Raw genomic sequence first — 18889 nt, 5'->3', positions numbered from 1 at the left:
AAGCCCAGGGAACGGAGACTGCGATGTCGCAGGCAGGGACACCTCGTCCGAAGGTCGCTCAGAAGCCACCGCGGAGAATGAGGATCGCACTGGCGGCGGCGGTGACCGCCGCGGTGATCGCAGCGCCGCTCGCGGTGCCGACCATGGCGCAGGCGGCGGTGACCGACCCGGTCGTGGTGAACGTCACCGGTGCCGACGTCGCGGCGGCCGCGCTGAACAAGAACGGTCTCACGTTCAAGGGCTTCGGGGTGCTGTCGGCCAACTCGACCAGCGCGCTCCTCCTCGACTACAAGTCGCAGCATCCCGACAAGTACTGGGAGCTGATCGAGACGCTCTTCGGCGGCGACCACCCGATCATGACCACCGTCAAGATCGAGATGGGCAATGACCGCAACACCTCGACCGGCCCCAACGCGTCGACGATGCGCAGCCGCGACGAGTACCCGAACGTGCAGCGCGAGCCGGGCTTCCAGCTCGCGGCCGACGCGCAGCTCGTCGCCCACGGCGACGTGCACCTCAGCCTCCTGCGCTGGAACCGCCCGGCATGGGTGGCCAACGATGCCGACCAGTACATCTGGTTCAAGAACACCGTGCTGGCCGCATACCGCGAGTACGGGGTGATGGTCGACTCGATCAACCCCGACACGAACGAGACCAGCACCCCGAACATCCAGCTGTACAAGAACTTCTCGGCCTGGGTCGCGGCCGACACCGCGGGGTACGAGGGTGCCGGCGCGTCGGACCCCAACAACGGCTTCGCTTCGGACGAGGAGAAGAACCTCTTCCACGCCATCCAGACCGTCGCCGCCGACACGGTCGGCACGCCGCCGGTGTCGTTCGGCAACGCGATGACCTCGGCCACCGACTCGTCGCTGCGCGACGCCGTCGACGTCGTCGGATTCCACTACTCCAGTGCCGATGACAGCGCCGGCAACATGAAGAAGATCGCGGAGCAGCTCGACAAGGAGGTCTGGAACTCGGAGGGCCAGTCGACATTCTCGAGTTCCGCGGATCGTCCCAACAACAACGCCGGCGACGAGCAGGGGGGCTTCGGCACCCAGTTCGGCGGGACCAACAGCGCGCTCGAGATGGGCAACTGGGTCACCACGGGCTTCTCCGCCTCGCGCCGGACGCTGAACATCTTCCAGCCCGCCATCGGCTCGTTCTACGACGGGTTCCAGTACTCGTCGAAGGAACTCGTCAACGCCCGCGACCCGTGGTCGGGCTGGATGTACTACGACGGCGGCCTCGCGGTGATCGAGCAGTTCACCCAGTTCGCGAAGCTCGGGTGGGAGAACGCCGACAACACCGCCGGCATCTGGCGGGCGATCCCGCAGGCGTCGAAGAGCGAGCTCGGCACCGGCAATCCGCCGAGCGGAGCGCGTGCCGGCGGAGCCTCCTACACGACGCTCGCCGCCCCCGACGCCTCGGATTTCTCGACCGTCATCATCAACGACAGCAAATTCACGAAGACCTATCGCGTCGTGGCGAGCGATCTCGACCTCGGCTCCGATCAGACGGCCGAGCTCTGGGAGACCCGCGCCGCCGACGCCGGGCAGGCCTATGACGCGAACTACCTGAAGCCGGTCGGCGAGCTCACGCCCGCCGCTGACGGCGCCTACACCGTCACGGTCAAGCCGTGGTCGGCGCTCACCCTCACGACCCTCGACCACGCGACCGCAGGAGCGGGCGGCGCTCTCACCGCCAAGGACGGCTACGGCAGCTCGCTTCCCACGTCGGACGAGTACACCGACGCCGACGGCGGACGCGATGTGCTCGACACCGACGCGAGCGGAAATGTCAACGGCGTGACCGACGACGCGTTCATCTACGCCGACGACTTCGACTACAGCGAGGAAGGCACGATCAAGGGCTACGACCCGGCGACCGGCCGGCTGGTCGATTCGGGCCAGTCGTACCTCGACAGCCGCGGCGCCGAGGCCAAGCCCGCGGGAACGCCCGCAGTGCAGAGCGAGGACTACGGCGCGACGCCCCGCTACACGAACGACACGAACGGCGCGTTCGAGTCTGTCGCTACCGCGGATGCCTCACACGGCCGCGTGCTCCGCCAGCAGGTGGGTCCGGGAATGGCGGGAGGAGCGTGGAACGCCGGTGACCCCAAGACCACGATCGGCGACGCCCGCTGGACGAACTACACGGTCTCGTCGGACGTGCTGTTCGAGGCGGCCGGAGCGCAGTACGCGACGATCGGCGCGCGCGAGCAGGGCGGCACGGCCAACGGCCAGAGCGTCTCGGCTGCGGAGCTGAAGATCGATCCGACCGGCGCCTGGACCTTCATGCGCTTCGGCGCCACCCTGTCGACCGGCTCGGTCGCGAGCACACCGGCCGCCGGCTTCAAGACCGGCGCGGGAGTGTGGAACAACATCGCGGTCAAGGTCGCCGGTGCTGTCTACACGGCGTATGTCAACGGGGTGCAGGTGGCGACCTACACGGATGCCGCACCGCAGGCCGCCGGCCGGATCCAGCTGGGCTCGAGCTTCACCTTCGTGCAGTTCGACAACCTGAAGATCGAGACCGTGCCGGGCTTCACGCCCTACTACGCGACGATCATCGACGGCATGCACCAGACCAGCTGGGAGGATCGCTCCGTCCCGGTGCTGAAGTTCGATGCGAGCTGGAGCCACGTGAACGGCCAGGGCATGTTCGAGTGGCAGCGCACCGCTTCCAAGAGCACGGCCAAGGGCGCCGCGATGACGTACTCGTTCACCGGCACCGGCCTCGACATCATCGGCACCAACGGCGGTGCGACGACGCTCGATGTGAGCGTGGACGGCGTCCCGATCGCGGCGGCGGCGCCGACCTTCGCCGCAGGCAGCGAGCGGACGACGTTCATCCTCCGCGGGCTTAAGGACGCTGCGCACACGGTCGTCATCAAGACCGCGAACGACGCGTCCATCAACGTCGACGCGGTGGGCGTGATCACGGCGACCGCCGACTCCGCAGCCGTGGACACCACGGCGCTCGCCGCCGCGATCGACACCGTGAAGGGCCTCGACGAGAGCGAGTACAGCGCCGAGACGTGGGCGGTGTTCGCGGCGGTGCTCGGCGACGCGACCTCCGCCGTCGCCGACGCGGGGGCGTACGGCCTCGACGCCGAGGGCGCGGCGTCGCTCGCCGCGCGGCTCACCGTGGCGGCCGACGGGCTGACACCCAAGGACGTCAGTGCCGATGTGATCAGCCTCGGCGTGGTGTCGATCAAGTCGACCGATCGCACGCTGCCGGCCGAGCTCACCCTCGCGGGTTCCGAGTCGAAGGTGACCTGGAGCCTCGGCTCCGTCGCTTCCGCGAAGACCACGCCCGAGCTCGGCACGTTCGCCGCGACCGGCCGTTCGACCGAGAAGCTGTCGTCGGGCGTGTACCAGCGCTTCAGCGCCACGGTCCTCGTCGTGCCGGCAGACCTCGAGTACTTCATCGACTCGGGCTCGTCGGGGGCGCCGGACGGATCGGTGTACGCCGCCGCTCTGGCATCCTTCCCCGATCTGCGCAATGACACGAGCGACCAGAAGTGGGACGGCACGACGGCCGGCGAGACGTGGGGATACTCCACGACCGCGACGACTCTGGCGGCCGGCACGCCGCAGGACTGGGGCTCGTCCTACGTCGGCGCCGACTACAACAAGCCGGTCACCTATCACCTGGCGCTGCCGGCGGGTTCGTACAACATCGTCGCGGTCCAGGCGCCGCGGGCAGGCCTCACGACCAACGTCTACTCGAAGGTCAAGGTCTCGGGCGCCGAGACGACCAAGACGGCGGTCTCGACGGGTGCGGTCACCGCGGTCGCGCAGACGCTGACGATCGACGCGGACGCCGTGGTGGACGTGGAGTTCGGCACCAACGGCACGAGCGGCTACAACGCCCGCCTCGCGCTGGTCTACGTGCAGAGCCTTCCGCGCGATCTCGGTGTGCAGGGCGCCCTGGGCGTCGAGGATGATCTGCCCGAGACGGTCGACGTCGCCGGCACGGAGCGGGCCGTGGAGTGGGATGCCGAGTCCGCCGCGCAGCCTCGCACCGAGTACGCCAAGCTCACCGTGACCGGTCGACTGACCGATACCGATCAGGCGGTGATCGCGGGCTTCGAGATCGTTCCTCCGGCGCTGGTGTACTACATCGACGCGGGTACGAGTGGTGCGGCGTCGCCGCAGTACGCGGCGGTCGCCGACGCGGTGGCACTGCGCAACGACAAGGTCGACCAGGTCTCGACGGCCGCCGACCAGTGGGGCTACGTCGCCGACGGCATGAAGACGAAGGGCACCACCGACACCAACGACAAGTACTCGACGGGTCTCTACCAGGACACGACGAAACTCGTCTACCGGCTGCCGCTCGACGCGGGCACGTACACCCTCACCGGCGGGTTCACCGAGTGGTGGGGCGTGAACCGATCGATGTACCAGACGGTGTCCGTCGGTGGCACGGAGCTCGCCAAGGGCAGCGTCCCGCTGTCGGGCTCGAACACGCCGATCGCGGCTCCGCTCACGTTCACACTGGCCGCGCCTGCCACGGTCGACTACCTCGTGACGAACGAGGGCGCCGGCAGTGAGAAGCCGGTCATCTCGTGGCTGGCCGTCGCCGACCAGACACTCCCGGGGGCGCCGCAGAACGCGACGGCCGCTCTCGCGGGCGACACCTCGATCACCGTCTCGTGGGATGCCGCTGCCCTCACCGGACCGGGATTCACCGGGTACCGGGTCTATGAGGCCGGTGGGACCGACGCCGTGTGCGAGACGAGCGGGACGACCTGCACCGTGAAGGCGCTCGAGCTCGGCACCACGCACGCGTACGAGGTGGCGGGGGTCAACGTCCTCGGTGAGGGCGCGCGGTCGGCGGCCACGGCATCCGTCACCCTTCCCGAGGTCGCATCCGACGACGGCGCGAAGACCGCCCCGGCCAAGGGCGTGCTCTCGTCGAACGACGGCTGGGACACCGGTCTCAAGGACGGCGCGTTCCAGATCACGATGAACCTGTGGTGGGGCGAGAACGGCTCGCTGTTCAAGCTCTACCGCGACGGTGAGCTCGTCGCCAAGGTGCCGCTCACGATGATGACGCCGGGCGCACAGCGCGCCGTCGTCGACATCGACGGCCTGCCGAACGGCACCTACGTCTTCACCGGAGAGCTGCTGAACTCGAAGGGCACGACCGCGACCCAGCCGCTCACCGTGAAGGTCACCGACGCGGCACCGGGCAAGCCGGTCCTGTCTGCCGACAACAAGGACGGCGACGGCAAGTACGTCGTCACGGCGGACCTGTGGTGGGGCACGAACGCCACCTCGTACCGGTTCCTCGAGAACGGCGCCGAAGTCGCCTCGGGCCCGCTGACCGCGGCCTCGCCGGGGGCTCAGCGAGCGACGCTCCCCATCGCGGGCAAGGCGAAGGGCACGTACACCTACACCGTCGAGTTCATCAACGCGGCCGGGACGACGGTGAGCGCACCGCTCAAGGTGACCGTGTCGAAGTAGCGGATGGCGGACGGCGGGCGGGGACACTCTGCGAGTGGCCCCGCCCGCTTTCGCGTGGGCGTGTCGGAGACGCGACCTCAGTCGGCTGCCTCCGCGAGCACCTCGCCGAGGATGCGTGCGGCCTCCGGGAAGCGGGCCGGGGCTTCGCTCGAGTAGTTGAGGCGCACGTAGGGTCCTGACGGCTCCGCGGGGAACCACTCGTCGCCGGCCGCGATGGTGAGTCCTCGGGCCTCGGACTGCCTGACCACCTCCGCGGCGTCCACGCCGTCGGGCAGGCGCGCCCACAGGTTGAGGCCGCCGGCGGGGACGGTGTCGACGTGGGCCGTCGGGGCGTGCTCGCGGAGGCCGTCGAGCAGGAGGTCGCGGCGGCTGCGCAGCTGCGGGCGCAGGGCACGCAGGTGACTGCGCCACGCAGGCTGGGTCACCACGTCGAGCGCCGCCGACTGCAGCAGCCCGCTGACGTACATGGACTCGGCGGCGCGGTCGGTGAGGATGCGCTCGCGCGCCGGCCCGCGCGCGATGACCGCTGCCACCCGCAGTGCGGGCGAGACGCTCTTGGTGAGGGAGCGCACGTAGATCACGTGCCCGTCGTCGTCGTGCGCCGCGATCGGACGCGGGTCGGCGTCGATCGCGAGATCGTGCGCCCAGTCGTCCTCGATGAGGAACGCCCCGCGCCGGCGGCAGATCTCGAGCACGGCGTCCGAGGTCGAGCTCGGCCACCGCCCGCCCGTCGGGTTGGCGAACGTGGGCTGGGCGTAGAACGCACGCGCCCCGCTGCGCTCCAGCGCGCGATCGACCTCGTCGGGATCGGGGCCGAACGCGCCGGAGGGGACGGGCACCAGGGTGACGCCGGCCTGCTCGGCGGCCAGCATCGCGCCCCAGTAGGTGGGCGACTCGATCAGGAGCGGCTGCCCTGGACCCACCACGGCGCGGAAGATCGACGACAGCCCGCTCTGACTGCCCGAGATGATGAGGACGTCCCGGGCAGTGGGCGGCGTGACGCCCGCCGGGGCGACCATGGCGAGCTCGTGGGCGAACCACTCCTGAAGCTCGGGCATCCCGGCGACCGGCGAGCGGACGACGGCGGCGTTGGTGCGAGCCACGCGGGCGATCGCAGCCCGTACCGCGCGCTCCGGAAGCAGATCGGATGCCGGATACCCGGAGTGCAGCCCGATGGCGTCGGGCGCCACCGATCGCTGCGTCGACGACAGCATCGACACGCGCGCCGGGGGAGCCCCGAGGGCTGCCGTCTGCCAGCCGTACTCCGCCGGACGCGCGGTCCGCACCGCTCGAACGAACGTGCCGACCCCGGGGCGGCTCTCGACGAGTCCGGCGCCGATGAGGTGACGCATGGCCTTCTGCACGGTGACCGGACTCGCGCCGTAGCGGGCGACCAGCGCGCGGTTCGAGGGCAGCTGAGCCCCCGGCGGCGCCGCGGCGATCCAAGCTCGCAGTTCCGCGGTCATCCGTGCGGTGCTATCCTGGCCCATGACAGAACAGAGTAGCGCTACTCTCGATCCACCGACAGTGCTACCCCGCCTCGCCGGCCTGGGGTGGGGACTGCTCGGCATCGTCGCCTTCTCGTTCACCCTCCCCTTCACGCGCGTGGCGGTCGGCGGTCTGTCGCCGCTGTTCATCGGATCGGGTCGCGCCGTGGTCGCCGCCGCGCTCGCCGTCCTCGCGCTCTCGATCGCCCGCCGACGGCGGCCGGGCACCGCTCCGGTGCCGACGCCGAGGCAGTGGGCGCGGCTGGCGATCGTCGCCGCCGGGGTCGTCGTGGGGTTCCCGCTGCTGACGTCGTTCGCGCTCACGTCGGTGCCGGCCAGCCACGCCGTCGTCGTGATCGGGCTCCTTCCCGCGGCGACGGCCGTGGTGGCGGTGCTGCGCGGCAAGGAGCGACCGGCCACCTCGTTCTGGGTGTTCGCGAGCCTCGGTGCGGTGGCGGCCATGACCTTCGCATCGCTGCAGAACGGCGGTCTCCCACAACTGCATGAGGCCGACCTGCTGCTGTTCCTCGCGGTGCTGCTGTGCGCCATGGGCTACGCGGAGGGCGGTCTGCTCGCACGCGAACTCGGCTCCTGGCAGACCGTGTCGTGGGCACTCGTGCTGGCCGCGCCGCTGATGATCATCGCGACGGTCGTGCCGGTCGTGCAGCAGCCGCCCACGGCGACACCGGTCGAGTGGGCGGCTTTCGCTTATCTCGCAGTCGTCAGCATGTTCCTGGGATTCTTCGCCTGGTACCGCGGTCTCGCGATCGGCCCGATCGCGCAGGTCAGCCAGGTGCAGCTCGTCCAGCCCGTGCTCGGCATCCTGTGGTCAGCCCTTCTCCTGCACGAGCGCATCGGTGTGCCGACCCTGCTCGGAGGACTCGGCGTCATCGCCTGCGCGGGCCTCGCCGTCCGCACCCGACTCACCCGAAAGGACACGTGATGCGTCACACGCCGCGCTACCTCATGACCGACCCCGAGCAGGTGAAGGCGCTCATCCGCCACCATCCCTGGGCCACGTTCGTCTCGCACACCCCCGACGGGCTGGTGGCCTCGCACTATCCCGTGCTCCTCGACGAGCAGACGGACGACATCGTCGTCCTCAGCCACTTCGGGCGTCCCGACGACGAACTCCATGGGCTCGGGCAGCACGAGATGCTCGTCATCATCCAGGGGCCGCACGATTACGTGTCGTCGAGCTGGTACGCGCCGGGAGACCTCGTCCCGACATGGAATCACGTGACCGCCCACCTCTACGGCACGCCGGAGATCCTGTCCGACGAGGCGAACTACGCGATGCTCGCGCAGCTGACCGACCACTTCGAACAGGGGCACCCGCACGGGCGCAGTCTCGCCGAGGACGAGGCGGGCACCCGCCGCATCGCGAAGGGCACCGTCGGGCTGCGTCTGCACGTGACGCGGTTCGATGCCCGCGCCAAGCTGAGCCAGAACAAGCCCGCCGAGGTGCGCGACGGCATCGCCGCCCACCTCGACGCGCACAACGCCCCGCTCGCGGAGGCGATGCGGGCCGTCGACGTCAGCGGCTGACACCGACCGCCGCCTCGCGGTCGCGTCATGCAGCAGCGCGAAGGGGGTTCTCCCGGTACCGGTCAGAGCCGCACCTGGCTGAGGTGGTGCCGCCGGAGTTCACTGGGTGCGACCCACACGAAGGAGAACCACATGCGCGCCGTCGTCATGTTCGCCCCCGGTGACATCCGCGTCGAGGAGCGGGAGGACCCGGCCGTCGTCGAGCCCACCGACGCGATCATCCGCCTCGCCGCCACCTGCATCTGCGGGTCGGACCTGTGGCCGTACCGGGGAGACGACGACGTCGATCACACCCCGATGGGGCACGAGTACGTCGGCGTCGTCACCGAGATCGGCCACGACGTGAAGACCCTTCAGGTCGGCGACTTCGTCGTCGGATCGTTCTTCGCCTCCGACAACACCTGCGAGATCTGCCAGGCGGGATACCAGTCGCGCTGCATCCACGCCTACCCGATGGGCGCCCTCGGCACGCAGGCCGAGTACGCGCGCGTGCCGTTCGCCGACGGCACGCTCGTCGCCACGCCCGGCATGCCCGACGCCGACCTCGTCCCGTCGCTGCTCGCGGCATCCGACGTGCTCGGCACCGGGTGGTTCGCCGCCGTCGCCGCAGAGGCCGGCCCCGGAAAGACCGTCGCCGTCGTGGGCGACGGCGCCGTCGGGCTGCTCGGCGTCCTCGCCGCCCGGCAGCTCGGAGCCGAGCGCATCATCGCGATGAGCCGTCACGTGGACCGCCAGGCGCTGGCCCGCGAGTTCGGCGCCACCGACATCGTCGAGGAGCGCGGCGACGCCGGGGTCGCGAGGATCAAGGAGCTCACCGGCGGCTACGGCGCCCACAGCGTCATCGAGGCCGTCGGCACGCAGGAGTCGATGATGCAGGCGATCCGCGCGACACGGGCCGGCGGTCACATCGGCTACGTCGGCGTCTCGCACGACGTGTCGCTCGACGGCCTCGAGCTGTTCTTCTCGGGCGTGCACCTGCACGGCGGGCCGGCGCCGGTGCGCCGCTTCCTGCCCGAGCTCATCCAGCTGATCTGGGACCGCCGGATCGACCCGGGCAAGGTCTTCGACCTGACCCTGCCGATCGAGGACGCGGCCGAAGGCTATCGAGCGATGAACGAGCGCCGCGCGACGAAGGTGCTCCTGACGGTGTGAGCCGCACCGCCGGCCGTCGCGCACGGCCGGCAGCCGCTTCCCTGCGAGTCGCGGGGCCGGCCCCGCGTCTCGCGGGCGGCACGGAGCGCGTTGCTCCCGCGTGTCGCGCACAACGCTTGTGGTAACGTTGCCACACGCCGACCGGTACAACCGGCAGCCGAGCGACACAGAGGAGTGCACAGCGTGACTGACGAGGTCATCGGCGTGGGGATCGCGGGGTTCTGGCACGTCCACGCGGGCGATTACGCGCGAGACGCGACGGAGCATCCCGGCACACGGGTCGTCGCCGGATGGGATCCGGATCCGGCCCTCGCGGCCGAGGGCGCGAGTCATCTGGGCGTCGAGGTCGTCGACTCGCTCGATGCGCTGCTCGCGCATCCCGACGTCGCGGCCATCACGGTCACCACAGCGACCGCCGACCACACCGCTGTCATCTCGCGGGCGATCGCGGCGGGCAAGCACGTGTTCACGGAGAAGCTCCTGGCTCCCACGGTCGACGAGTGCGAGGCCCTGGTCGCGCAGGCGCGTGACACCGGCGTGGCGCTCGTCGTGTCCTTGCCGCGGCTGGCCGATCCCGAGGTGATGGCGGCATCCGCTCTCATCGACGCGGGCAGCCTGGGCGACGTGACGTACGCGCGCGTGCGGATGGCGCACGACGGGTGGCTCGGGGGCTGGCTGCCCGAACGGTTCGCCGACCCGGTGGCGGCGATCGGGGGAGCCTTCGCCGACCTCGGATGCCACCCGGCCTACCTCGTCCAGCGCTTCCTGGGTGCACGCCCCGCCCACGTGACCGCGTCGTATGGCCGCGTCACCGCTCGGGAGGTGGAGGACAACGCCGTGGTCGTCGCGGAGTACCCGAACGGGGCGCTCGGAGTCGCCGAGGCGAGCTTCGTGACGACGCCGGGCGCGTTCGCCTTCGAGGTGCGCGGCACTGCGGCGTCGCTGCTGTTCGGATTCGGCCGCGAGGAGCTCATCGCCAAGGGCGGCCGCTTCGGCGACCAGTGGATGCCGGTGGCCGAGGCGGAGCGGGCCCGGCGGCCCTTCGAACTGTGGGTGGACGCGATGCGCGGCGCCGCCGACCCGTCGGACAACCAGCGCACGGCGATCGAGCTCACGCGGTTCGTCGTCGCAGCCAACGCCGCGGCCTCGACCGGCGCCGCGGTCGGACTCGCAACGGAAGGACGGTCATGACCACGGGCACGAAGAGGGTGCGCATCGGACTCATCGGCGCAGGCGGCATCGCCGGGGCGCATGTGGCGGGCTACCGCCGCAACGCCGACCTCGTCGAGTTCGCGGCGATCGCCGACCCGGTCCGCGAGAGCGCCGAGAAGCGGCGTGGCGACGATCAGGACGTGCGGCTCTACGCCGACTACCGCGAGATGATCGCGGAGGGCGGCCTGGACGCGGTGGACATCTGCCTGCCGCACCACCTCCACGCCGAAGCGATCATCGCGGCCGCCCACGCCGGACTCCACGTGCTCTGCGAGAAGCCCCTCTGCCTCACCCTCGAGGAGGCGGATGCCATCGGGGCCGCGGCGGCGCGCACCGGCGTCACGATCATGTGCGCCCACAACCAGCTGTTCCAGCCGGCGGTGGCCGCGGCGAAGGCCGTCGTCGACAGCGGCGCCCTCGGGCGCGTGTACGAGGTGCGCACGACAGACAGCTTCTTCAACGACTTCACCCTGGAGAGCATGGGGTGGCGGGCGCGCGCGGCGACCTCCGGCGGCGGCGAGCTGATCGACACCGGCTACCACCCGCTGTACCTGCTGCAGCACCTCGCCGGCGGCACCCCCACCGAGGTCGCGGCCATGCTCTCGCGCCATCGCCTCGACTTCATGGAGGGCGAGGACTCGGCGCAGGTGCTGATCCGCTACGACAACGGCGTGGTCGGGCACGTGACCACGAGCTGGGCGTACGAGCCGGCGGTCGGCACCGAGAAGTTCTCCCTGGTGGCCGAGAAGGGCTCGCTGAGCTCCGACGGCATCACACTGCAGACGCGCCTGCGCGGCGAGGACCCGCAGACGGTGACTTTCGAACCGGTGCACGAGTTCGCGGCAGAGGTGGCGCACTTCGCGGAGTGCCTCCTCGAGGGACGGCGACCGATCCAGACCCACACGGAGGGCATCGACGTGCTCGGTGTGATCCTCGCGGCCTACGAATCGGCGACCTCGGGCTCGATCGCGGCGGTGCGCACCTCGGCGGTCGAACCCGTCGCGGTGTGACCGCGGAGGTCACATCGGGGCGGGCTCCGCGGTGACGACGGGACCGTCGCCGACGGGGATCGCCGCCAGCAGGATGCGCGAGAGGTCCGCCGGCCGTTCGATCTGCGGCCAGCGCCCCGACGGCAGGTCCACCACCGTCACGTGGCGCAGATGCGGCAGCTCACGAGCGGGGTCGATGCCGGCCGACGACCAGCGGCGCACGTCGTCGGCGGTGAACTCGGTCGCGACGACGGTGACCGGCACGTCGAAGCGTCGCGGGTCGCGCAGCCGCTGCACCTGGTCCAGCACGTGCGAGGAGTTCTCGGTCATACGCCGATGCAGCGTGGCCAGCGTCGGGTCCACGGCGCGATAGCCCGCGGTGTGGGTCGTGGTTCCCCGCGCGTCCACCGCGAACCCGCTCAGCACATGCGTGCCGTCGGCGCTCGGCAGCCCTCCCACGTGGACAGCGTGCGCGACGCGGTCGGGGCGCTTGTTGACGGCGGCGTGCACCAGCCCGCACGACTCGGCGTGGCCCACGAGCACGGCGGGGCCGCCGCACCGGTCGATGGCCGAAACGATCTCGGCGACGTGGTCGGCCATCATGCTGCCCCGGCGGTCCGCCGAGCGCGTGTCGAGTCCGCGGAGTGTCAGCGCGTGGGGTGCGTGTCCCGCCGCCGAGAGCCTGTCGGCCACGTCCTGCCACGAGGACGCGTCCAGCCACAGCCCGGGGACCAGGATGACGTCCACTCGCACCTCCACGCAGATTCCGACACGCCATCGTGCGTCCGCCGCGCGCCAGGGCCGAGGGGCTTGATTCCCCGACGCTCCTGTGCAAGCCGTCGCGGGCTTCCGCCGGGCCGCTCGGTGTGGCCGTCAGCCCGCGTCGACCGCCAGCGCGTCCTCGCAGCCGAGCAGCAGCACGCCGGCGCTCCACGCGTGCGACAGGGTGAGCAGCATCCCCTTCGGCTGGAAGCACTCGGTCTGGTAGTACCGTTCTGTGACCATGCCGCGATAGGCGTTGAAGTCGCCGTCGAAACGGGCGACGAACTGGCGGAAGCACGCGAGGGTCTCGAGCGCCCGCTCCCGGTAGTGGTCGTCGCCGGTGGCGTCCGCCAGTTCGAGCAGCTCGCGCGTGCAGATCAGGCCGTAGGCGTGCAGGTGCTGGTTGGATGCCGAGGCCTGGTCGGCGCCGCGGGTGCCGAAGTCGAAGATGCCGAGGAGCGTGCCCCGGGCGAAGTCGACGTCGTACGTGTAGCGGAAGGTCAGGGCGAAATCGGCAGCCCGCCGGGCGAGTTCCAGCCATTCGGGGTCGCCCGTCGCCCGGTGCAGCGCCATGTAGGCCATCACCGCGACGTAGCCGTCCTCGCTGGTGACGGCCAGGTCGACGTCCTCCGGCGCCCCGTGCAGGTACTCGTCGTGCACGAACCGCGCGTAGTAGCGTCCGGCCCGCTCCGCGGCATCCAGGTAGCGATCGTCGTCATCCGCCGCCTCGACGAGCGCGCCCACCCAGGCGAGCCCCGCCGAGCCGTCCCACGAGAGCACCTCGCCGGTCTCGGCGTGGTGGATGCTGCCGAGGTTGCCGTCGGCGCGCTGGCGCGCGACGACGACGTCCAGGTTCGACCGCACCGCGTGTCGCCACTGCTCCCGCTCGGTCAGCTTCAGCGCACGCACGAGGAAGTGGGTCGCCTCGCCCAGGGTGCGGCTGTGCAGACCGCGTTCGCGCGTCGTCCAGCTCTGCGTCCAGCCGCGCCCGCGGTACCAGACGCCCCACAGGGTGCCGCTGGGTGCGAGCTCGGCCGTGCAGAAGTCGATCACCGACAGCGCCGCGTCGCGCAGTGCCGAGGCGGCTGGTTCGAGAGCGCGCTCTGCGCGCGCATCGAGATCAGCCGTCCGCTCGGCGTGGCGCAGCATCGCGTACGCCCAGGGGATGCCCGAGACCCAGCCCACATGCATCGCCTGCCGATCGACGGACTCGCCGTCGCGGCCGGAGACCTCCCTGTCGAATCCCACGGTCTCCAGCAGCACGCCCGGCTCGGGGTCGTAGTGCCACCGCAGCAGGCCCTCGGCGCTGAGCCCGGCCGCGGCCGCCACGCCCATCCACGGGCGCAGGGGAGCCCGGGGGGCGGATGCCGCATGCAGGTCTCGCAGCACGCGGGCGTAGTCGTGCCGGTCGGCCGCGAGCTCGTGCACGCGCACGACGACCTCGACCTCGTCGCCGGGTTCGAAGCGGTGCCGCTGCACCTCGGCCGGACGAGGTGTGCCGTCGCCGTAGTACGTCACGGGGAACTCGCGCGCGGGGAAGGTGGCGCTCAGCTCGGCGATGCTGCCGCGGAGCGCGAAGCCCAGACCGGTGAGCCCGAGCTCCGTGACCGGATCGGCCGAGAGCCCGCGGCCCGGCATGCCCGGTGCCGGCCATGCCAACACCACGGGGGTGGCGGCACGGTCGGAGCGGAAGTGCCACTCGTCGCTCACGAATGCGGCGTGCTGTGCGGACGTGCGCGCGCCGGCCTCGAAGCGGGGATAGAGCCGGTCGTTCGCCGCGGGCCGGTTCTCGCCGTAGAAGAGCCCCGGGATGAGCCACCACGGGTCGTCGGCGCGGGCGAGCTCCACCGTCACGCGGACGGCGGCGTCGACGGGGTGCGCGCCGTCGAGGCGCAGCGTGACGCGGTGCGCGTCGCCGTCGCGGCGGACCTCGATCGCGAAGTCACGCGGATCCGCGTCGAGGATCGTCACCGCCGGCGACGGCGATGCGCTCACGTCGGCTGCTCGCCGAGCGGCCACTCCAGGAGATCGACCTCGACGATCTCGCCGGACGGATCCAGCGGCACCCGGAACGTGCGCACCTCGTGCGGCCGGAACTCGCCCTCGATCGTGCGGCCGACCAACGGGAGCTCGATGCGGGCGCGCGCCGGCTCGCCGCGCGTCTCCACAGCGCGCACGATGAGATCCGCGGCCGCGATGTCGGGGGTGTCCTCGCTGCCCTTGACCGCCGTCACCATCACGGCACCGCCGCCGTCGTCTGCGAAGCCGTCGCGAGGTGGCAGGTCGCCGTCGTGGAACGACTCGAGCTGCGCGCGCACCGGCGCACCGAGCACGGCGGCTCGACGGGTCGGCTGTGCCTCGCGCCAGTCGCCGGCATGCGGGATCAGCTCCAGCCCGAAGCGCTGCACACCCTGGTCCTGGAACGCGTAGACGCCCTCGGGGTCGAGCAGACGCGGGTCGTGCCACGAGTACACGGGGCTGCGCACGGCGGTGATGCCGATGCTCGCCGTCTCGAGGCCGGCGGACCCGGCGGGGGAGACGTCCCAGCCGTGCTTCGCGGTGCAGACGACCGTGAGACCGGCGGGGGCGCCGCCCACCGTGCCCGTGAGGTCGACCCACGACTGGGCGGGCTCCTCGGCGCCGTCGACCGGCCGCTCGATCGTGCCGTAGGGGATCTCGTAGGTCGCGGACGGATCGTCGAGTCCCACCGGGAAGCGGAGCTTCAGCAGGTGTGCCTTCTCGCGCCAATCGATCGTGACGTCCACGCGCACCGCGCGGGCATCGTGCGACAGCAGGTACTCCTCGACCAGGGTGCTGGCGCCCCACGACCGCTCGACGCGCACGCGCGAGCGCAGCGGGCCGGTCTCGCGCACGACGATGCGGTCGAGGGTCATCGCGGCGCCCGGCCAGGCGTACGAGATGACGCGGTGACCCCAGGTGTCGGTCGGGTCGTCGCACACCGCGGTGCGCGGCTGCCCGCGTGTGCCGGCGAGCGGGTCTGCTCCGCTCGCCTTGTCGAGAAGAGAGACGACGTCACCGGTGCGCGGATCGAGCTCGAGGCGCAGGTGCGCGTTCTCGATGACCGTGCCGTCATCCGACACCTCGAGCCCGGTCTCCACGGGCAGCGCCGGCCCCGGAAGCATGCGGTACAGCGCGTAGCCGAGCGCCGGCACGTCGGCGCGGAAGGTCACCGCGCCGCGGCTCATGTCGCCGGTGGTGGCCGTCGACTGCGTCGCCTGCGAGACCACCGGATCGCCCTCGTGGTCGACGATGCGTACTCCCCGCGGCTGCGCGCCGTACTGCATGTCGACCTCGACCGACACCGGCCACGGGTGCGGGTTGAACACGACGACCGGCTGGGTCGCGGTGTCCATCGGGATGTCGATGCGACGCGCGATGCGGTTGTGGGCGCGCGTGATGATTCGCTTGGAGATCGCGACCGCCTCGCCGAGCTGGTCGCGCGCGTCGTCGTACGACGGCTCGATCGCCGATCCCGGCAGGATGTCGTGGAACTGGTTGAAGAGGATCTGCTTCCACGCTCGCTCGAGGTCCTCGCGGGGGTACTCCGCCGCGGTGAGGGCCGTGTCGATCGCCGCCCAGCGCTCCGCCGACAGCACCGCCCACTGCGCGCGTCGCTGCCATGCCTTGATTCCCGAGTGCGACGAGTAGCAGCCGGGTGCGTGGTGCTGCAGGTCGTCGCGGCGGACGGACAGCGCCTCGAGGAAGCCCTCGCCGCGGGCGAGCATCTCGTCGAAGTACGCGCGCGGTGACGACATCGTCATCCTCCCGAAGCTGCCCATGCGGTCGTAGCGGTGGATCGACTCGATGTTGGCCTTGGTAGGGCCGCCGCCGTGGTTGCCGACCCCGTAGAACACCATCATCTCGCCGAATGAGCGATCCAGCTGTGCGAGGGATTTCTCGGTCTGGCCCGACACGTCGCCGGGCGGGCTGCAGTACTCGAACGGGATGCGGTAGGCGAGGACGCGCGACCCGTCGGCGGACTCCCAGTGGAAGAGCGTCTCATCGAGGTCGCCCTCGTGGGGGCCCGGGCGCAGGAAGCAGTACGAGTCCATCCGGTGCCCGCGGAGGATCTGGGGGAGGCTCGCGCTGTGCCCGAACGGGTCGACGTTCATGCCGACGGTCGAGATGCGACCGAAGCGCGACTGCAGGTAGCGCTGGCCGTACAGGCCCTGGCGGGCGAACGACTCGCCCATCGGCATGTTGCAGTCGGGTTCGACCCACCAGCCGCCGACGTTGACCCAGCGGCCCTCGGCGACGCGCTCCTGGATGCGCGCGAACAGGTCGGGATCCTGCTCCTCGACCCACGACAGCAGCACGATCTGGTCGCACGTGAAGATGAAGTCCGGGTACTCGTCCATGCGGTCCAGCGCGCTCGCGAACGTCGCGCGGGCCTCCTGGTACCCCTCCTGCCACGGCCATAGCCACACCGGATCGAGATGCGCGTTGCCGATCATGTGAAGCGTGCGGTCGGGCGTCGCCGCCGGGCGCTGCGCGGGCGCCATGCCGCGCGGCTGCTCTCCCGAAGGTGCGTTCGCGATCGGCGCGCGGCGGTCGTCGCCCGTGACGGCGGGGTCGTCGGGCGCGACGCCGCGCGGCTCCTCGACGAGGTCGGCGACGTCGGCGTCGACGTGCTCGGCGATGCCGGCGCGCTCGGCGGGATCGCTCATGCCGGCTCCTCCCCCGCGGCCCATGCGTCCAGGATCTCGGACAGCGCGTGCAACAGGAAGGTCTGGAGCTCCTGGATGCGCGGCGTCTCGCGCGACGGCACGAGGAACGCGTGGTCGGCCAGCGCCAGCGATGGCCCGCCGTCGCCGCCGGCGAACAGCAGGGTCGTCGCGCCGTTCGCCCGGGCTGCGGTGAGACCGTTCACCACGTTCGCCGAGCGCCCGCTCGTCGTGAACGCGACGATCACGTCGCCCGGCCTCGCGAGCGCCTCGACCTGGCGTGAGAAGACGTCCTCGAAGGCGTAGTCGTTCGCGATGCAGGTCGATACTGTCGCGTCCGTCGTGAGCGTGACGGCGGGAAGCGGCCGGCGGTCGCGCTTGTAGTGGCCGATCAGCTCCCCGGTGAAGTGCTGCGCATCGGCCGCGCTGCCGCCGTTGCCGAACGTGTAGAGCGTGCCGCCCCGCGCAAAGGCGTCGATGAGCACGCCGCCGACGGCGCGCACCTGCTCGAGGAGCGGCTCCGCGTCGCGCGCGGTGCGGATGTGGGCGTCGAGCTGTGCGTCGAGCCAGTCAGACACGGGCGGACCCCTTCAGGTCGAGGGCGAGGTCGAGGGCGAGGGCGCCCGCGCCGACGACGCACACTTCGTCACCCAGACCGGCCAGGGTGACGACGGCACGCGCGGCGGCGGGCGGCATGGCGGTGCGCTGCACGATGTCGCGCACGGGATCGAGCAGGAGTGCTCCGGAGCGGGTCACGCCGCCGCCGAGCACCACGACGTTCGGCTCGAAGACGTTCACGAGATCGGTGACCGCCTGGCCGAGCAGCGCCGTCGTGTCGTCCCACAGCTCGCGGGCGAGCGGGTCGCCCGCCGCGGCCGCCGCCGAGACGTGCTCGGCGCGCACGAGCGGCAGGCTCCGCAACGACGACTCCCGGCCGCCGTCGGCGAGCAGCTCGTTCGCGCGGACCGCGATGTTGGTTCCCGAGGCGTAGGCCTCGAGGCATCCGTGACGCCCGCATTCGCAGGTACGGCCGCCGGGGCGCACCATCAGGTGCCCGAACTCGCCGCCGTTGCCGGCGGCGCCGCGGTGCAGCCGGCCGTCGATGATCGAGCCGCCGCCGACGCCGGTCGACAGCGTCAGGTACAGCGCGATGTCGGCGCCGCGCGCCGCACCGAAGCGGTGCTCGCCGAGCACGGCGGCCGTGGCGTCGTTCTCGAGAACCGCCGGAACGCCGAAGGCCGCCGACGACATCGCCACGATCGGCACGTCGATCCAGCCGGGCAGGTGGAGCGGACCGGTCAGCACTCCGGCGCGCGCGTCGAGGGGGCCGCCGCAGCTGATCCCGACCGCGGCGGGCGCGCCGAGGTTCGCCGCGGCGATGCTGCGATGCCCGAGGTCGAAGAGATGGGCGATGACGGCATCCGGGCCGCGGTGCTTCTCGGTCGGCTCGACCAGGAAGCCGTGCGTCCGGCCGTCGGGCGTCACCATCGCCACGGCGAGCTTGGTGCCGCCGATGTCTAGCGCCAGCACGGGATGCTGCGTTGCCATTCGTTCCTCCGAGCTGCGGGGCCGCGCTG

12 protein-coding genes are annotated in these 18889 nt (G+C 71.3%); 6 read left to right on the top strand and 6 right to left on the bottom strand.

Annotated features, from left to right (window positions below; translation table 11 throughout):
• Window positions 1-77: 77 nt before the first annotated feature.
• On the top strand, window positions 78-5477 hold the full coding sequence (locus Q9R08_RS00365; protein WP_308865812.1) for a 3-keto-alpha-glucoside-1,2-lyase-like domain-containing protein: 5400 nt from the start codon (window positions 78-80) through the stop codon (window positions 5475-5477).
• Window positions 5478-5554: 77 nt separating this feature from the next.
• On the opposite strand, the gene Q9R08_RS00360 is transcribed toward Q9R08_RS00365, so the two are convergent.
• On the bottom strand, window positions 5555-6967 hold the full coding sequence (locus Q9R08_RS00360) for an aminotransferase-like domain-containing protein (protein WP_308865811.1): 1413 nt from the start codon (window positions 6965-6967) through the stop codon (window positions 5555-5557).
• Here Q9R08_RS00360 and Q9R08_RS00355 point away from each other — a divergent pair.
• The 5 genes from Q9R08_RS00355 (at window position 6966) to Q9R08_RS00335 (ending at window position 11886) form a co-directional block, all read left to right on the top strand.
• Window positions 6966-7907 (top strand): DMT family transporter, encoded by a 942-nt coding sequence (locus Q9R08_RS00355; protein ID WP_308865810.1) that lies wholly within the window; start codon window positions 6966-6968, stop codon window positions 7905-7907. The genes Q9R08_RS00360 and Q9R08_RS00355 overlap by 2 nt on opposite strands.
• Window positions 7907-8512 carry an FMN-binding negative transcriptional regulator gene (locus Q9R08_RS00350; RefSeq protein ID WP_308865809.1) on the top strand — a complete coding sequence of 202 codons (606 nt, stop codon included), beginning with the start codon at window positions 7907-7909 and terminating at the stop codon, window positions 8510-8512. The genes Q9R08_RS00355 and Q9R08_RS00350 overlap by 1 nt, the downstream gene beginning before the upstream one ends.
• A 132-nt stretch (window positions 8513-8644) precedes the next feature.
• A complete protein-coding gene (locus tag Q9R08_RS00345) occupies window positions 8645-9664 on the top strand; it encodes a zinc-dependent alcohol dehydrogenase family protein (protein ID WP_308865808.1) in 1020 nt (339 codons plus the stop codon).
• 183 nt (window positions 9665-9847) lie between these two features.
• On the top strand, window positions 9848-10855 hold the full coding sequence (locus Q9R08_RS00340; RefSeq protein ID WP_308865807.1) for a Gfo/Idh/MocA family protein: 1008 nt from the start codon (window positions 9848-9850) through the stop codon (window positions 10853-10855).
• Window positions 10852-11886 (top strand): Gfo/Idh/MocA family protein, encoded by a 1035-nt coding sequence (locus Q9R08_RS00335; RefSeq protein ID WP_308865806.1) that lies wholly within the window; start codon window positions 10852-10854, stop codon window positions 11884-11886. The genes Q9R08_RS00340 and Q9R08_RS00335 overlap by 4 nt, the downstream gene beginning before the upstream one ends.
• A 9-nt stretch (window positions 11887-11895) precedes the next feature.
• Here the strand turns inward: Q9R08_RS00335 and Q9R08_RS00330 are convergent, their stop codons facing one another.
• The 5 genes from Q9R08_RS00330 to Q9R08_RS00310 all read right to left on the bottom strand — a co-directional run bounded on the left by Q9R08_RS00330 (window position 11896) and on the right by Q9R08_RS00310 (window position 18860).
• Window positions 11896-12612 (bottom strand): alpha/beta fold hydrolase, encoded by a 717-nt coding sequence (locus Q9R08_RS00330; protein ID WP_308865805.1) that lies wholly within the window; start codon window positions 12610-12612, stop codon window positions 11896-11898.
• A 126-nt stretch (window positions 12613-12738) separates the two neighbouring features.
• Window positions 12739-14622 carry a beta-L-arabinofuranosidase domain-containing protein gene (locus tag Q9R08_RS00325; RefSeq protein WP_308865804.1) on the bottom strand — a complete coding sequence of 628 codons (1884 nt, stop codon included), beginning with the start codon at window positions 14620-14622 and terminating at the stop codon, window positions 12739-12741.
• Entirely contained in the window at window positions 14619-17315 is a 2697-nt protein-coding gene (locus tag Q9R08_RS00320; RefSeq protein WP_308865803.1) for an alpha-mannosidase, read from the bottom strand. The genes Q9R08_RS00325 and Q9R08_RS00320 overlap by 4 nt, the downstream gene beginning before the upstream one ends.
• Window positions 17312-17890, bottom strand: coding sequence for a D-sedoheptulose-7-phosphate isomerase (locus tag Q9R08_RS00315; protein WP_308865802.1), 579 nt, complete (start codon window positions 17888-17890; stop codon window positions 17312-17314). Before Q9R08_RS00315 ends, Q9R08_RS00320 begins: the two co-directional genes overlap by 4 nt.
• Complete coding sequence (locus tag Q9R08_RS00310; protein ID WP_308865801.1) at window positions 17883-18860, bottom strand: ROK family protein; 978 nt, start codon at window positions 18858-18860, stop codon at window positions 17883-17885. Before Q9R08_RS00310 ends, Q9R08_RS00315 begins: the two co-directional genes overlap by 8 nt.
• Between the last annotated feature and the right edge of the window lie 29 nt (window positions 18861-18889).

Source organism: Microbacterium psychrotolerans, assembly GCF_031085295.1.
GTDB lineage: Bacteria > Actinomycetota > Actinomycetes > Actinomycetales > Microbacteriaceae > Microbacterium > Microbacterium psychrotolerans.
This window is presented reverse-complemented; position numbering and strand designations above follow the sequence as displayed.

What these genes read in the sequence shown, in the direction of transcription:
- Q9R08_RS00365 (WP_308865812.1), top strand. Translation starts at nt 78, where the DNA reads ATGAGGATCGCACTGGCGGCGGCGGTGACCGCCGCGGTGATCGCAGCG.
- Q9R08_RS00355 (WP_308865810.1), top strand. Translation starts at nt 6,966, where the DNA reads ATGACAGAACAGAGTAGCGCTACTCTCGATCCACCGACAGTGCTACCC.
- Q9R08_RS00360 (WP_308865811.1), bottom strand. Translation starts at nt 6,967, where the DNA reads ATGGGCCAGGATAGCACCGCACGGATGACCGCGGAACTGCGAGCTTGG.
- Q9R08_RS00350 (WP_308865809.1), top strand. Translation starts at nt 7,907, where the DNA reads ATGCGTCACACGCCGCGCTACCTCATGACCGACCCCGAGCAGGTGAAG.
- Q9R08_RS00345 (WP_308865808.1), top strand. Translation starts at nt 8,645, where the DNA reads ATGCGCGCCGTCGTCATGTTCGCCCCCGGTGACATCCGCGTCGAGGAG.
- Q9R08_RS00335 (WP_308865806.1), top strand. Translation starts at nt 10,852, where the DNA reads ATGACCACGGGCACGAAGAGGGTGCGCATCGGACTCATCGGCGCAGGC.
- Q9R08_RS00320 (WP_308865803.1), bottom strand. Translation starts at nt 17,315, where the DNA reads ATGAGCGATCCCGCCGAGCGCGCCGGCATCGCCGAGCACGTCGACGCC.
- Q9R08_RS00310 (WP_308865801.1), bottom strand. Translation starts at nt 18,860, where the DNA reads ATGGCAACGCAGCATCCCGTGCTGGCGCTAGACATCGGCGGCACCAAG.